Genomic DNA, 15760 nt, shown 5'->3' on the forward strand with positions numbered 1-15760 from the left:
TTGAAAACATTAAAAAATCAACATCAAGAAAAAATCTCAAAGGCAATGAAGAGTGTGTTAAACGAGCAGGAGGCTGTTAATCAGAATTATTGGCGATTACAATACCATGTGTCTACACCGGCATATTGGATGAATGACCCGAACGGATTTTGCTTTTACAAAGGTGAGTATCATTTATTCTATCAGCATCATCCATATTCTCCCGAGTGGGGGCCAATGTTTTGGGGGCATATAAAAAGTAGAGATCTCACTCATTGGGAACATCTCCCTATTGCTCTTGCTCCGAGTGAAGAATATGACCAAGATGGATGCTTTTCAGGAAGTGCAGTTGAAAAAGATGGAAAGCTTTATGCCATGTATACAGGGAATGTGTGGACGGGAGCTAACTATGATACGGACTTACGACAAGTTCAGTGTCTTGCTGTAAGCGAAGACGGCGTTCATTTTAATAAAGCAGTTCAAAACCCAGTTATTGATTCAGTGCCTGAAGGGAATATTCACCCTGATCATTTTAGAGATCCAAAAGTATGGAAGAAAGATGACTATTATTATTGTGTTCTTGGATCACGCACGAAGGATCATGAGGGCCAAGTTCTTTTGTATCGTTCAAGAGATCTAATGGATTGGGAGTTTATAAATATAATGGCCAAAAGCCAAGGGAATCTTGGTTTTATGTGGGAATGTCCAGATCTTTTTAGTCTCGACGGACAGGACGTGCTTGTCATGTCGCCTCAAGGAGTAAAACCAGAAGGAGATCTCTATCATAACTTACATCAAGCTGGATATATAAAAGGAAAATTAGACTATAAAACGGGGCTGCTTCAACATGAAGATTTTCAACTTTTAGACTATGGGTTTGACTTTTATGCTCCTCAAACAACAGAAGATGAACATGGCAGACGAATTATGATAGCGTGGATGGCTATGTGGGAAAGCTGCATGCCTGAACAAAAATACAATTGGGCAGGAGCAATGACTATTCCACGTGAGCTTTCTATTAAACAAGGGAACATAATTAGTAAACCAATTCCAGAGCTTAAGCAGCTTCGTCAACATCACGTGCAGTATAAAAATATTATCGTTAGTGGAGAACAAGAACTTGCAGGTATTTCAGGTGATTGTTACGAACTTGAAGTGAAAATTAACGCAAAAGCCGCTTCAAAATTCGGAGTGAAATTGCGAACAGATAACGAAACTCACCAAGAAACGCTTTTAACCTATGATAGATTAGAAAGTTTGTTTATCTTTAATCGCGATAACTCAGGTGAAGGTGATGGAGGAGTAAGAAAAGCACCTGTTGGATTAAATGATAACCACCTGCATCTTCATCTCTTTGTCGATAAATCGTCCATTGAAGTTTTTATTAATGAAGGCGAGAAAGTGATGACGAGCAGAATCTATCCTGTAGAAAATGCAAAAGGTATTTGTTTCTTTGCTGATCAAGAAATTGAATTGATTACCTTAAGCAAATGGAACTTAAGTAAGGGCGTTTCCCCGCTGATGTTTAAAGGATAATTAGATTCACTTGAAGAACAGGCTTCCTAGAGAGGTGCTGTTCTTTTTTATAGAGTCAAAACTCCCATTCGTTTTCAGAGTTTATTAAATGTTTATACTCATTAAGAACAGGTAAATCAGTAGTAAAAGACGTTTTCAAGGAGGAATACTATATGCCTTACAATTCATTAAAAGAATTGCCTGATGGAGTAAAAGATAACCTTCCTCATCATGCTCAGGAAATTTATAAAGAAGCATTTAACTCAGCGAGTGACGAATACAAAGAAGAAGCTACGGCGCATAAAGTTGCGTGGAATGCAGTGAAAACAAAGTACAAAAAAGATAGTAATGATAACTGGGTGAAAAAATAGCGAGAAAAGAGCTTAAAAGTAGTTTAGTGGAAGGAAGATCCGAACGATAAACTGTTCGGATTTTTTTATTATGAGGGTGAATGTAGGTGCTTGTAGCCGTTAATTGGATAGCAAGGCGAAAGACTCCTGCAGACTCACTTGCCGCCTGCGAAAAGCGAAGCCTTGCATGGAAATTAACAGCGGTGTAACAAGCCATTCATACTCGATCATTTATCCCTTTTATATCATTACTTATTCTTTTTCAGCTACGGTAAAGTATTGAACGCTGCTTTTAACGAGTACCAAGTCATTTGCTAAGTCCAATACTTTACTTTTATCTTCAAATCTATATTGTATGTAGTTCTTTGCACGAATAAGTGATTTAGTTTCAACTATATGACTGATTTCACCATTGATTAAATGAAACGTTACTTCAAACTTTTTCATAAGAAAACACCTCCATAATATCAATTTTTACTATTCCTTCATTTCTAATACCATTTCTTTTGAACGTTTTTACAAAAGATTACACTCTTGAGTTCACTCAATCCATGTCTAACGAATGTTTTAACGCTACCCAATTTTTGATATTGACAGATTGGCAATACTTTGTGAGACTTAATATACATGATGTTCATTAGTTTACATTATGTATAAAATGTATGTTGACGATACAGGATAGTTTAAATAGTCCATCGTATGTCTTAATAAAAGTGATACAAGGAGATCAACTATGACTAAAAAAGTAGATCCTAGGATAAAAAGAACAAATAAATACTTAAGAGACGCTTTAGTCGAACTTCTTAAGGAGAAAGATGTCACGTCCATTACGATTCAAGAAATTACGGAAAAAGCGGAATTAACGCGAGGAACATTTTATTTACATTATCAAGATAAGCAAGACTTTCTTGTTCAGATTATGAATGAAGTTTTAGAAGAGCTAATAGAGCAAGTAAAGCCTAAACAAAATAACGAGGTTTCCTCAGAAGTGGAAGAAAAAGATGAGTCTGTTTCTTTTTTAAAGCTTTTTGAATTCATCTACGAACACGCGGATTATTTTAAAGTCATGCTAAGTGACCGAGGATTGCCTCAATTCAGAAGTCATATGACGGAAATTGTAAAGAAAAGAGTGTACGGAGAGCTAATCTCTTCGATTGGAGAAGAAGAGGATGGACTGGATATTCCTAAAGATATCCTGATTAGCTATATTACATCAGCTCATATAGGTGTCATTTGTTCTTGGTTAGAAAGCGATATGAAATTTAGCCCTGCATTTATGGCTGATAAATTAACCCGTTTAACTCTTCTAGGGCCAATTCGAGTGGCAGGTTTAGAAAATAAAATAAAGCTTCCTTACTGAAGCTTTATTTTTTAGTTTGTTCAAATAAAGATATTTTACAATCATGAAAGGCAGAAAGGAATTGTGGTATGAAAATAGAAAAACACTGGGGGATTTCCTTACTGGCAGTTTTAGCTATTGGTCCTGGTTTAATGTTAAACACGTCATTAAATTCTATACGTGACATTCTCCAACAAACGTTTCACAATCAATCTTATATTTCGATAACACCGGTTTTAATAGGGGTTATAAGCTTTGCATTTTGTATTCCGTTTGGACCTATCCTTCGACACAAGTTAGGGGAGAGAAGGAATTATGTTCTTTCGATGTGTTTGTTTCTTATAGGAGCTATCGTAAGTATTGCTTCTAACAGCTTCTTAGGAATGGGAATTGGTCGTTTTTTACAAGGGATAGGAACGGGTTTAGCACTTATGATGATGATTCCAATGCTGGTTCTTTCTTTTCCGATTCAGAAACGGAACTTGGCATTACTGATTCTTATTGGCGGATTTTATGGCTCTAGCGTTGTGGGTATTTTTCTCGGAATGTTAGTGAAAAGCTACGGACACTGGAGATGGTTATTTTATATAGCGGCCGTACTTTCCTTACTGGGAATAGGTTTTAGCTACAAATTTTTAACAAATGATCATGCCAAGCAACAGCAAAAACATCATGAACCATTTGACATCATCGGTGCAGCGTTAATGTTTATGGTTACTGTATTTATTACGTTTACATTACTTAATCTCCAAAAATCAGGATGGGCATCTACTTATGTATGGATAGGCATAGTAGGAAGCATCATTTTTTTATGTTTTTTATTTATAGCAGAATGGCATATTAAAAATCCTTTAATTCCCTTTCGATTAGTGGCTTCTCGAAAACCAGCTCTCGCTATCTTAATCGCTGTTATAGGAAATATTAGTATGAGTCTCACTCTTTTATCCCTACAAGGATTGCTTAAAAGTGAATCTGGTTTTGATAAAGGAGAGATGTCACTGATCTATATCGGGCTTTTTGCCGGGATAGTAATTGCAGCCATATTAAGTGCCGTATTATATGATAAAGTCGGGCCGGGCGTATTAGGTATTATAGGAGCCGTCATTATTATGGGAGTAAACATACAGTGGATGTATGTGGACGGTCATGCTTCAGCTTTTCTCTTTATTATCAGCTTTGCCGCTTTAATCGCAGGAGTAGGATTCACAGTCGCTGCAGGTCTGATGGGTGCTGCTTTAGGCGGACCACTACCAAGTTTAGTCCCTCGAATGGTCACGGTTCAATTTATAAGAGTTACAGTATCGGCAGTCATCCCTGTAATCAGCAGTATTGTTTTTGCAAAGGTGTATAAAGATCACCTGGCGACAGTAAGCGCAGAGAGCCAAGTTGCCAGTAAAGAAAATTTTACTCAGTCTCTACATGTAAAATCTGAAATCATTACGTATCATACCTTTTCTACGTTTTCGTGTGTATTAAGCATTGTGGTATTCATTCTCTCGTTTTTGATGTTTTTAACAGGTAAAGGACACAAGCTGGCTCACAAGCCGCATGATAAAGAAAAAAATAAAGAAAAGCTGAGTACTGAAGAGGTTCACAGTAAAAAAGCTACTCCCGTTTTTAAGCGTTCGCCTAAAGAGATTGTTTCGAATGGAGTCATTGGTGACAGCGAGTATAGAGAAGCTTTGAAAAAGTTTGGTCAGCCTAAACCTTCTCCTGATAAAATGCTGCATATGAGAGATCAAGAATATAGAAAAGCTCTCAAAAGGATGAAGGATATAGGACAATAAGTTAAACTGAAGAAATTGGAATAAAGAAGAGAAAGAGCAAACTCACGTGCAAGGAAGTTTGCTCTTTTCATTTCTACATGTACGCTTTACAGGTATGTTTTATGTAAATTAATAACTAATACAAAAAACACAGTGCAAATATAGGTGGATATATGTATAATTATTTATAAAATAGAATAAAAATCCAAAAGGAGAACCTAGATGAATTCCTTCATAAAAGAAAGCATTGAATCCCTTGATACACAATTGGATATAGTCCAAACTTGTATTAGTAGATTAACAGATGATGATATTTGGAAAAAGCTCCGTCAAGAAACGAATAGTATTGGAAACTTATGTTTACATCTTGCCGGCAGCGAATATGCATTTATCGCCAGCATAATTGGTGGTAAGCCTTTTATTAGACAGCGATCTAAAGAGTTTACTGACAACAGAGTAATGAATGCTGATCAGCTGATAGAAAATTTAATCCTTACACGACAACAAAGTAAAGAAGTTATCGGGAATTTTGATTTTAACGATTTAGAAAAATCCATACAAATGCCCTCTACAACAAGTACCTTAATTCCAGAACCAAGTAAAATACAGTCTTGCTTAAGTGTTATCTTATATGCCGTTGAACATTATGCCTATCATACGGGACAAATCGTTTATATGACGAAGCTGCTTCAAACGGAAAATGAACATATCTTAAAATGGAGACACTGAATTCAATCATTCTGTTCAGAACTATTAGTTATTCATAGGTATATAGATATCATTATTTAGTGTATTTTAGATAGAAACAGTGCTTATAGCTGTGTTACAATATTCCTGGATACAAAGTGGAAATTCATTTTTCCTTTGTGCAGGGGAATGGTATAAATATGTGCCTTTCCTCTTTTCATTTTTTGGTTCTATCTTGCTTATTGAAAAAGCATATACATAAATGGGAAACAGTTTACATACGTAATTTAGAAATGAAATGGAGAGAGAGGTATCTGTGGAAAGAAACGAATTTAGAAGACAAAAAGCAATCCGGTCAAAAGAGAAGAGAAGGAAAAAGCTTAATCAGCACAATGTCTTAAACTTATTACTAATCTTTATATCGGTATGTATCGTTTGTCTGCTAATCAACTTATCATTGAGATAGAAAAAAATTCACCAAAAAGAGTACGTAAAAGAGAGGAAGACAATTTAATATGAGTAATCAACAAACAGTAGCCGAAAGCTCTAACATCAAAGCGCTGCCGATTATTACATCGTTTCTTATTGCCGGGTTTATCGGTTTATTTAGTGAAACAGCGCTAAATATGGCGTTAAAAGAGCTAATTTCAGGCTTTGGTATTCACGAAACAACGGCACAATGGCTAACAACAGGGTATCTATTAACGTTAGGAATTTTGGTACCTATTTCAGGTTTTATTCTTCAGCGGTTTACGACGAGACAGCTTTTTATAGCATCGCTAATCTGCTCGATTATTGGAACATTTATTGCCGCTATCGCACCAACATTTGGGGTACTCATGATTGCCCGTGTCGTGCAAGCTGTGGGAACGGCCTTACTTTTACCGCTTATGTTTAACACCATTCTTGTTATTATTCCGCCGCATAAGCGTGGAAAGTCAATGGGAATCATCGGCCTCGTTATTATGTTTGCGCCAGCTGTTGGACCAACTGTATCAGGCTTAATCTTAAAAACATTAACGTGGCACTGGATTTTTTGGATTTCACTTCCGTTATTAGTGGTTGCCTTGGTGTTTGGAGCTTTCTTTATGCAGAACGTTACGACACCAACAAAGCCAAAAATCGATATGATTTCCGTTGTTCTTTCAACGATAGGTTTTGGAGGAATTGTATTTGGATTTAGCAGCGCTGGAGAAGGCGGGGGCTGGGGAAGTCTACAGGTTATTCTAACTCTTGTCATTGGAACGATCGCGTTAGTTGCATTCTCTATTCGTCAAACGAAGATGAAAGAGCCAATGTTAGACCTTAAAGCCTTTAAGTATCCAATGTTTACAATTGGTCTTTTATTAATTCTAGTCTGCATGATGGTACTACTGTCTGCCATGATGATTTTACCCCTGTACTTACAAACATCATTAGCTTTATCAACCTTTGCCGCTGGTCTAATGCTTCTTCCAGGAGGAGTGATTAACGGAATTCTTTCACCGGTTATGGGCGGATTATTTGACCGTTTTGGTCCCAAATGGCTAGTTATTCCTGGTCTTTTGATTGTAGTCGGCACCATGTATGGTTTTTCAACCGTAACGCTGGAAACGTCAACAGGGTTTATCATTGGGTTACACATTGCGCTTATGATTGCCATTTCGATGATTATGATGCCAGCTCAAACAAATGGTTTAAACCAGCTTCCACCAGAGCTGTACCCGCATGGAACAGCGATTATGAACACCTTGCAGCAGGTTTCTGGAGCAATCGGAACAGCTGTTGGAATCTCGATTCTGTCATCAGGTTCAAGAAGCTTCCTTGAGACGGTGTCAGATAAAATGGATCCATTAAACCAAGTTCTTGCCTTTACCAACGGTGTTCAACATGCATTCGTCTTTGCGATTATTGTTTCCATTGTTGGATTAGTGATCTCGTTCTTTATCAAGAGAGTTAATGTTGAACAAAAAGCGCATTAATAAAAAACACAGACCATTGTATGGTCTGTGTTTTTTTAGGTTTGGGGAAGGTTTTAAGGTACTCTTTTTTGTATAGCTGTATGTGTCTTTTTAAACCTCAAGCATCTAATTCAGCAAATATTTATTAGTTTTCATTGTGCGTGATTTAAAATGTTTTATTGATTTTTTTAAAGTATAAATTATTATATTTAATTTTTAATATAAAATTATTTAATTTTATTGTTTTTAATATTAAATAATTGTTGTATAATCAAATTAACTAAAAGAAGGGGATTTGATTATGGCTTATAAAGTACTTACAAATTGTCCTGTCTGCAGTGAAACGTTAAAAATTACAAAGCTACAGTGCAGCCATTGTCACACGACGATTGAAAATGAGTTTGAATTATCTAAGCTGGCATCTTTATCGAGTGATCAGCTTCATTTTGTAGAAGTGTTTCTAACGTGCAGAGGAAATATCAAAGAAGTTGAGAAAGAACTGGGCGTTTCATATCCAACGGTTCGAGGCAAGCTGACTGACATCATTTCATCTCTTGGGTATGTAGAAAAGAAGAAAAACGAAGTAGACGAGAAAAAAGTTGTGTCTATGTTAGAAAATGGTGAAATTACAGCAGAAGAAGCCATCAAGCTCTTAAAAGAAGAATAGGGGGGATTTTTGTGAAAGAGGAAATTACAAAAGTGTTAACAATGGTTCAAGAAGGAAAAATTGATGCAGAAAAGGGATCAGAACTGATTCAAGTGTTAAAAGAAAAAGAAGAAACAAGCAATAAGCTTTTGAAGAAACCGAATACGTATTTAGATAAAACGTTAAAAGTTCGAGTTGTTTCAACTGAAAATGATAATGTGAGGGTTAATTTGCCAATAAAGCTTGTCAAGCTGGTATTAATGGCTGGACACAGCATCGCAGCAAGTATTCCTCAATCAGAAAAATATGTAAAAGATATAGATATAAACCTGATTGTTGAAGCAATTGAAAACGAGTTAGATGGCCAGATTGTTGATATTAAATCGGCGAACGGAGATACCGTTTCAGTCATCATTGAGTAACGGTGCGCTTATGATTCATGTAAAAGTGAAAACCAAAGAAGCTCGGTTTAGTATCCCAATTCCATATGCTCTTTTAAACGTTGCTATTAGTGTTGCTTTTTCGAAATTTATCCAGAAGCATATAGATAAATGGACAAAAGAACATTTTAAAAGAAAAGAGCTGAACTTTACTTTTCCGCTAATAGATAAAAGTGTGCTAAAGCCTATCGTCAAGGAACTAAAGAAACATAAGGGAATGGTACTAGTAGATGTTAAAGCTACTGATGGTACGGAAGTTAGAGTGAAACTATAATTTAGCTTTGGAGAATTAAAGTGAAAATTGCTTCAGATGTCTACGCTTATGTAAGGATAAAGCCTTATTCGTCTATATAACTGTGAAAGAGCTGAAAAAAGAGACCATACAGCGCGCTGTCGTACTGTATGATTTCTTTTTTTATTTGCTTCTTTCCTTTTTTTGTTTAATCTATACCCGGAGTATGCGCCCCAAAAGATGGCGACAAACATAGCAATCCAAATTCCTATCCAAATCGACATCGTATCGAAGCTCCCCTTTGCTGCATGATTTTATTAAGTCTTTCTTTTTTAGCCTTACTACAGTTTAATACTATAAAAAATAATTAATTCCTTTTTATGTAAGCCGTGATGCGGTGTTTACTTTACGTGCCAACGAATGTATGGCCAAAGCTGTATTATCCGCACTGCATGACGCAGGATTTCGTTCAGGTTTTGTGATTGTGAGAAATGATAGTGGAGGACGTGCGTTGGCGCAAAGCTATGGGTATGGAAGGCGGTCCAGAAGAAGATGACTTATCCTTCACACCAAAGGTTATTGATGCGGCTGAGACCATCTTTGATGTAGTTGCACTCCCTCCAGAGACGCCTCGATCCGCTATGCAAGCAGGAAAGGGAAAAAAGTCATTACCGGAGCAGAAGTTTTCGCCATTCAAGCATGAGAACAGTTCGTCCTTTATACAGGTGTAAGGCCTAACGACGAACAGTTTGAACGAGCTGCAGCTTATGCTCGGGACGGTGCTGTTTCAAAGCCGGCTGCTAGTTTAAAGAAGTAATAGATCTGTAGAGGAATACTCCCTTTTTAAAGTTTATATAACGAAAGCAAAAGGGCAGCCAGTGATGCTAAATGGCTGCCTTTTGCGCTGACGAAGAGTGAGAGGTTTTGCTGCTAAAACAAATAGCAAGCTGTGAATTTCTAGCAAATTCCTTCATTTACTCTCAACTCTTAAAAGTGACTCTAGAACGAAAAGAGCTTACACTCACATCATCACCATTCTTTTTGTTATTACACAACAGGTAGATAAAGGTCTCAAAATAAAAGAAAGATAGTAGCAATAAAAAAGATTCTATTTTTTAAGAGTAATCCTATGTTGAATCATAGGGTTACTCTTTTTTATTATGGAGAAGGTTGTCATTTAAATGAAATTTTATAAGGGAACAAGTATTGCACGGGTAATAGTAACAAACTTCAAACATTGACTAGATAAAAAGGTTAATAGAAAAATCTCTTTTACTTCATATACTTTTAAAAGAATTTCTAAACTAAAGTTTTATTATACTAAATCATTTGTTTAGATAATTCTTAAAATTTTTTAAATAATTATAAAAAAAGTCTTGAAAAATTGTATCCGTTTTCATATTATATTAATAAAGGTACCTACTTTTAAAAAAAGATAGTTATGAATTAGGAGGAGTTAAAGTGAAATATTTTTTAGACAGTGCCATTATTAATGAAATTCGTTATGCATATGAAAATTGGTCAATTGATGGAGTAACAACTAATCCACGTCATATCATGAATAGCGGTAAGCCTTTTCTAACTGTATTGGACGAATTAGCAAGTGAGTTTAAAGGAGTAGAGAACTTTCCTATCTCAGCCGAAATTAACCCTCATCTAGACAATGCAAAAGAAATGGTAGAAGAGGGGAAAAAAATTGCAACATTATCTTCTAACTTTATCATTAAAATTCCTTGTACAGAACCTGGTTTAATTGCAGCTAAGGAGCTTGAGAAAGAAGGGATTCGTACAAATGTGACACTTGTATTCTCACCTTCTCAGGCATTACAACCCGCAAGAATTGGAGCGAAATTTGTTTCTCCTTTCGTTGGCTGGAAAGAGAATAGTGGAGAGGATACAAGTCAATATATCAAAGATATTGTAGATGTTTATAAAACATATAACTATGAAACTGAAATTATAGTCGCAGCATTACGAAATGGTAAACAAATCGTAGATGCAGCTAAAGCTGGGGCTCACATTGTAACATGTGGATTTGATGTATATAAAGAAAGCTTTTATCATGCGTTTACCGACTATGGTTTAGACAAGTTCCGTAAAGCTTGGGATAACACGGTAACAGAAGAACTTTTATTAAAATAATAGCCGGTTGTTAAATAGAAGGTGCCTCTTAGATTAAATAGTTATCATCTTTGAGGGGCCTTTTTTATAGAAAAAGGGAAGTGAAGGATAATGACCAATTTTAAATTGTTAAAGAGCTTAAATGAACATTTGTCTTTTTATCATATAGAAGATATCCAATTTAAACCATATGGAAAAATAATTAGCCACTACGATTTTAGCGAGTTACAATCATATATGGAGCAAACAACTGTACCTAAGGATCAAAACGTATATGTAGCTTCCGTTTCAGAAATGGAAAATACAAAGGTGAAAGAGCAAATTCAATTAGCTTTTTATGGTGATATGCCAGTTCAAGTTGGTTACTGTAATGGGCCAAACTCCACTTTAAATGGGTTTGAATACCACAAGAGCAGTGAGATTAATATAGCGCTAACGGACCTTGTTCTTCTTTTGGGGAAAGTACAAGATATTGATCAAAATGGCTATGACTCAAAAAATGTAGACGCTTTCTTTATTCCGGAAGGAACAGCTATTGAGCTATATGGAACAACACTCCATTTTGCTCCTTGTAAAGTAACAGATGAAGGCTTTAAAGCGATTGTTATTTTACCAAAGGGAACAAATGAACCGTTAGACCAAAGAGTGCCTACATTAACAAGTGAAGATGAGTTACTTTTTATGAAAAATAAATGGTTGCTTGCTCATCCAGAACGTAAAATGCTTATAGACAAAGGGGCACATGCTGGAATAAAAGGTGAAAACCTAGAAGTAAAATACTAAATAGTTCAAATATCCAGTAGGTATGAGGGGAGAATGCAATGGGAAATCACAATGTTTTATTTACTTTGCTTTCATGTGTATTTTTTATGGGGTTAATTGGATGGTGGACGTATAGAAAAACAAAAGGAACAAATACAACGACTGAAGGTTATTTTCTAGCAGGGCGTGGATTATCAGGAGGATTTATTGCAGGTGCATTAATTTTAACAAATCTATCTGCAGAACAGATGATTGGACTAAATGGCCAATCGTATGGGGCAAATATGACAAACATGGCCTGGGAAGTAACGGCAGTTCTGGCCATTGTTATTATGACATTAATCTTGTTGCCAAGGTACTTAGGCGGCGCATTTACAACGCTTCCGCAATTCCTGCGTGATCGTTATGATGAAGGAGTTAGACGTTTAGCAGTTCTTTTATTCATGTTGGGATATGTATTAGTGACAATTCCTTCGACCCTGTATTCAGGTGCATTAGCAGTCTTAAAACTATTTGATGTACCAGGTCTATTGGATCTTTCTTATACACAGTCAGTATGGCTAATGGTTTGGGTAATAGGCATTATTGGCGCTTTTTTTGCTATATTCGGTGGAATGAAGGCAATTGCGGTTTCTGATACACTTATTGGAGGCGGATTGATTATTGTTTGTTCCATAATTCCGTTAGTAGGTCTTTTCCAACTAGGAGATGGAAGCATTTCAGAAGGTTTGAAAACGATTACAACTGTGCATCCGGAAAAAATGAACGCAGTTGGTTCTAGCTCCGATTCTGTACCATTTCTTACTATATTTACAGGAATGATTTGGGCAAATTTATTTTATTGGGGGACAAACCAGTACGCAATTCAGCGAACATTAGGGGCGGCCAACTTAGCAGAAGGACAAAAAGGTGTTTTATACACAGGTTTCTTTAAGCTGTTAGTTCCAATCTTTATGATGATTCCAGGGATTATTGCCTTTCATTTGTATGGTGGAAAAATGAATCCAGTGGATTTAGCATTTCCGACTCTAGTATCTAATATATTGCCTTGGTATTTACAAGGGTTCTTTTTAGTTGTTTTATTAGGAGCCGTATTTAGTACGTTTAATGCATTAATCAATTCTGCAGCCACTATGTTTGCATTAGATGTTTATAAACCACTTAACCCTAACGTAACAGATCAAAAGCTTCTTAGATTAAGTAAGTGGTTCGGTGCAGTGTTAGCACTTGTCAGCTTCTTTGTATCACCATTATTAATGTATGCTCCAGACGGATTATGGGAGTTGATTCGACGCTTTACAGGATTCTTTAATATACCAGTTATTGCTGTAGTCCTTATCGGTATCTTTGCTAGAAGAGTTCCAGCGATCGCTGCTAAAGTCGCTATCTGTTTCCATGTAATTGCCTATTATATGTACCTTTGGGGTACAAAGCAGCTATTTGGAGTACAGTTAGAGATTAATTATATTCATGTATACGCAATTTTATTCTTTATAGAAATTGCCATGATGTTAATTATTGGGAAAGTCTCTCCGAGAAAAGAAACATGGAGATTCACTCCGAAACCAAGTGTTGATATGAAGCCTTGGAAATACTCACTATTAGTATCTGTTATTCTAATTGGCTTAATGTTTGCATTCTATATTGTATTCTCACCAATTGGATTAGCCTACAAAAATGGAGTAGTATCACCTTATTTTATACCTGCTCTCCTTGGTTTAGGGGCTATAACAGGTTTATTGGGATATCTGTCTGTTTCAAAATGGAATAAAAAGTATAGTAATTACGTTGAAAAGCAAACCGTGCCATCAGAAGAAGATAAGAAACAATTTCCTGCGTAATTATATAGATATTGAGGAGGAAAACTAAAGTGTTAGACACACTAGTGAAGAATGAAAAATTACATGTAGAAATATTTGATGAAGGATTCGAAGTACTTTTTAATAGTGTCCCCTTACTGCATCATACACTACAAAATCCGATGGTATTCGTAGGAAAAGGTGAAGAAACTATTGAGATGTATCGAGGCAACTTCGACATCAAGGATTATTTAACAGAACGCATACCACTTAAATATGCTAAGGTCGAAAAGAAGGAGAAAGAATATATAGTTAACCTTGCTAAATTTGAAGAAGGGAAAATACTACTCTCTCTAACAATTAAAGAAGAAGATAATCGTTTAAAAGTTGAATATAATCCAGTTGATGATAGTATCAATCGTTTTTGGATGAGAATTAAGGCGGATGAAAAAGAAAAAGTTTATGGATGCGGTGAACAACTTTCTTATTTCAACATGAGAGGGAAAAACTTCCCTCTCTGGACATCTGAACCTGGTGTAGGCAGAAACAAGAACACATATGTAACATGGCAAGCCGATGTAATTGATAAGGCTGGAGGAGATTACTATAATACCAACTTTCCTCAGCCTACATATGTATCTAGTAAAAAGTACTATTGTCATGTAGAAACAACGGCATACGCGGACTTTGACTTTCGCAATGAGACATTCCATGAACTGCAGGTTTGGGAAGTACCTAAATATATGCTGTTTGAAACGGCGGATACGTACCTTGAATTAGTTGAAAAAATTACGGGTTTATTCGGAAGACAGCCCGAGCTACCAGACTGGGTATATAACGGCGTGGTTTTAGGTATTCAAGGTGGTACAGATGTTGTTGAACAAAAATTAGAAAAAGTTTTAGCGAAAGGTATGAAGGTATCTGGAGTATGGTGCCAAGATTGGCAGGGCAAACGTATTACTTCTTTCGGCAAACGCTTAATGTGGAATTGGAAATGGAACGAGAGTGAATACCCGGAGTTAGATAAAAAAATTGAAGAGTGGAAAGAAAATGATATTCGTTTTCTAGGTTACATTAATCCATATGTAGCCATTGAAGGTGATTTATATAAGGAAGCTGAAGATAAAGGATACTTAGCATTAAATACGGAAGGAAATACGTATTTAGTGGATTTCGGTGAATTTTATTGCGGAGTTGTGGATTTTACCAACGAAGAGGCTACTGAATGGTATAAACAAGTTATTAAAGAGAACATGATTGATTTTGGATTAGACGGATGGATGGCCGACTTTGGCGAATACTTACCAACGGATGTTGTGCTCAAAAATGGAGTCGACGCTAAGATTATGCATAATGCTTGGCCGACAATGTGGGCAAAAGCGAACTATGAAGCGGTATCAGAAGCAGGAAAACTTGGTGAGATTGTATACTTTATGCGCGCCGGATATACGGGCATACAAAAATACTGTACGCTTCTTTGGGGCGGAGATCAAAGCGTAGATTGGTCGCTGGATGATGGTTTAGCTTCCGTTATTCCTGCAGCTTTATCATCAGGAATGAGTGGCTGTGGCTTACACCATAGTGATATTGGCGGATACACAAGTCTACATGGTAATAAACGTTCAAAAGAGCTGCTGATGAGATGGGCAGAAATGGGAGCCTTCACGCCTATGATGAGAACACATGAAGGAAATCGTCCGGATGATTGTTTCCAGTTTGACGGTGATGAGGAGACACTAGAGCATTTAGCAAGAATGTCTAATGTTTATGTAACGATGGCACCTTATATTAGATCACTTGTAGAAGAAAATGCGCGACGTGGAATTCCTGTTCAGCGACCTTTGTTTATGCACTATGAAGAAGACGAAAAAACATATGATATTCAATATCAATATTTATTTGGTGAAGATGTACTTGTTGCGCCGGTTCATCAAGAAAATCAAACAGAGTGGGAAGTATATTTACCAGAAGATCAGTGGGTCCATGTATGGAGCGGTGAAGAGTATACAGGAGGATCGGTTACTGTTCAAGCGCCATTAGGTTATCCACCTGTATTTTACCGTAAAAAATCTATATGGAGTGAGTTGTTTTCTAAAGTACTTCACATCTAATTTAAGAGCTATTTATATAAGAAATATAGTCAAACGGAAAAATTCAAACAATAGTGTTGATAAAGGTAATGAT

Annotated in this window: 15 protein-coding genes; 14 read left to right on the top strand and 1 reads right to left on the bottom strand. The window is 36.3% G+C overall.

From position 1 onward, the window contains the following. Positions 1-1515, top strand: coding sequence for a glycoside hydrolase family 32 protein (locus ACRPLY_RS09610; RefSeq protein WP_028414865.1), 1515 nt, complete (start codon positions 1-3; stop codon positions 1513-1515). 152 nt (positions 1516-1667) lie between these two features. Further along, complete coding sequence (locus tag ACRPLY_RS09615) at positions 1668-1865, top strand: ChaB family protein (RefSeq protein ID WP_033580050.1); 198 nt, start codon at positions 1668-1670, stop codon at positions 1863-1865. Positions 1866-2096: 231 nt separating this feature from the next. Here ACRPLY_RS09615 and ACRPLY_RS09620 read toward each other — a convergent pair whose 3' ends face one another. Beyond that, positions 2097-2291: a hypothetical protein gene (locus ACRPLY_RS09620; protein ID WP_028414863.1), complete on the bottom strand. Its 195-nt coding sequence runs from the start codon at positions 2289-2291 to the stop codon at positions 2097-2099. A gap of 286 nt (positions 2292-2577) precedes the next feature. On the opposite strand from ACRPLY_RS09620, the gene ACRPLY_RS09625 reads away from it, so the two are divergent. From ACRPLY_RS09625 to ACRPLY_RS09680, 12 genes are all read left to right on the top strand, one after another. Then, positions 2578-3204 (top strand): TetR/AcrR family transcriptional regulator, encoded by a 627-nt coding sequence (locus ACRPLY_RS09625; RefSeq protein WP_325077543.1) that lies wholly within the window; start codon positions 2578-2580, stop codon positions 3202-3204. Between the two features lie 68 nt (positions 3205-3272). Continuing rightward, entirely contained in the window at positions 3273-4970 is a 1698-nt protein-coding gene (locus tag ACRPLY_RS09630; RefSeq protein WP_325077544.1) for an MFS transporter, read from the top strand. A 201-nt stretch (positions 4971-5171) separates the two neighbouring features. Next, a complete protein-coding gene (locus tag ACRPLY_RS09635; protein ID WP_028414860.1) occupies positions 5172-5678 on the top strand; it encodes a DinB family protein in 507 nt (168 codons plus the stop codon). Between the two features lie 473 nt (positions 5679-6151). Then, a complete protein-coding gene (locus tag ACRPLY_RS09640; RefSeq protein ID WP_432231782.1) occupies positions 6152-7597 on the top strand; it encodes a DHA2 family efflux MFS transporter permease subunit in 1446 nt (481 codons plus the stop codon). A gap of 280 nt (positions 7598-7877) precedes the next feature. Then, positions 7878-8243: a DUF2089 domain-containing protein gene (locus ACRPLY_RS09645; protein WP_028409887.1), complete on the top strand. Its 366-nt coding sequence runs from the start codon at positions 7878-7880 to the stop codon at positions 8241-8243. Between the two features lie 11 nt (positions 8244-8254). Further along, positions 8255-8644 (top strand): SHOCT-like domain-containing protein, encoded by a 390-nt coding sequence (locus ACRPLY_RS09650; RefSeq protein ID WP_165636226.1) that lies wholly within the window; start codon positions 8255-8257, stop codon positions 8642-8644. 10 nt (positions 8645-8654) lie between these two features. Next, a complete protein-coding gene (locus tag ACRPLY_RS09655) occupies positions 8655-8936 on the top strand; it encodes a hypothetical protein (RefSeq protein ID WP_028409889.1) in 282 nt (93 codons plus the stop codon). Positions 8937-9391: 455 nt separating this feature from the next. Then, positions 9392-9625 carry a hypothetical protein gene (locus ACRPLY_RS09660; RefSeq protein ID WP_165636227.1) on the top strand — a complete coding sequence of 78 codons (234 nt, stop codon included), beginning with the start codon at positions 9392-9394 and terminating at the stop codon, positions 9623-9625. Positions 9626-10355: 730 nt separating this feature from the next. Further along, a complete protein-coding gene (locus ACRPLY_RS09665) occupies positions 10356-11036 on the top strand; it encodes a transaldolase family protein (RefSeq protein WP_165636228.1) in 681 nt (226 codons plus the stop codon). Between the two features lie 90 nt (positions 11037-11126). Then, positions 11127-11798 (top strand): DUF4867 family protein, encoded by a 672-nt coding sequence (locus tag ACRPLY_RS09670; RefSeq protein WP_165636229.1) that lies wholly within the window; start codon positions 11127-11129, stop codon positions 11796-11798. Positions 11799-11836: 38 nt separating this feature from the next. Beyond that, positions 11837-13618, top strand: a complete 1782-nt coding sequence (locus ACRPLY_RS09675) for a solute:sodium symporter family transporter (protein ID WP_165636230.1) — start codon at positions 11837-11839, stop codon at positions 13616-13618. A 29-nt stretch (positions 13619-13647) separates the two neighbouring features. Further along, complete coding sequence (locus tag ACRPLY_RS09680) at positions 13648-15687, top strand: alpha-glucosidase (RefSeq protein WP_432231783.1); 2040 nt, start codon at positions 13648-13650, stop codon at positions 15685-15687. Positions 15688-15760 lie beyond the last annotated feature (73 nt).

It is taken from the genome of Priestia sp. TGN 0903, assembly GCF_050846855.1.
Taxonomy (GTDB): Bacteria; Bacillota; Bacilli; order Bacillales; family Bacillaceae_H; genus Priestia; species Priestia zanthoxyli.

Excerpts from the sequence above, each read along its gene's own strand:
- ACRPLY_RS09615 (WP_033580050.1), top strand. The coding sequence starts at position 1,668 with ATGCCTTACAATTCATTAAAAGAATTGCCTGATGGAGTAAAAGATAAC.
- ACRPLY_RS09620 (WP_028414863.1), bottom strand. The coding sequence starts at position 2,291 with ATGAAAAAGTTTGAAGTAACGTTTCATTTAATCAATGGTGAAATCAGT.
- ACRPLY_RS09625 (WP_325077543.1), top strand. The coding sequence starts at position 2,578 with ATGACTAAAAAAGTAGATCCTAGGATAAAAAGAACAAATAAATACTTA.
- ACRPLY_RS09630 (WP_325077544.1), top strand. The coding sequence starts at position 3,273 with ATGAAAATAGAAAAACACTGGGGGATTTCCTTACTGGCAGTTTTAGCT.
- ACRPLY_RS09635 (WP_028414860.1), top strand. The coding sequence starts at position 5,172 with ATGAATTCCTTCATAAAAGAAAGCATTGAATCCCTTGATACACAATTG.
- ACRPLY_RS09640 (WP_432231782.1), top strand. The coding sequence starts at position 6,152 with ATGAGTAATCAACAAACAGTAGCCGAAAGCTCTAACATCAAAGCGCTG.
- ACRPLY_RS09645 (WP_028409887.1), top strand. The coding sequence starts at position 7,878 with ATGGCTTATAAAGTACTTACAAATTGTCCTGTCTGCAGTGAAACGTTA.
- ACRPLY_RS09655 (WP_028409889.1), top strand. The coding sequence starts at position 8,655 with ATGATTCATGTAAAAGTGAAAACCAAAGAAGCTCGGTTTAGTATCCCA.
- ACRPLY_RS09670 (WP_165636229.1), top strand. The coding sequence starts at position 11,127 with ATGACCAATTTTAAATTGTTAAAGAGCTTAAATGAACATTTGTCTTTT.
- ACRPLY_RS09675 (WP_165636230.1), top strand. The coding sequence starts at position 11,837 with ATGGGAAATCACAATGTTTTATTTACTTTGCTTTCATGTGTATTTTTT.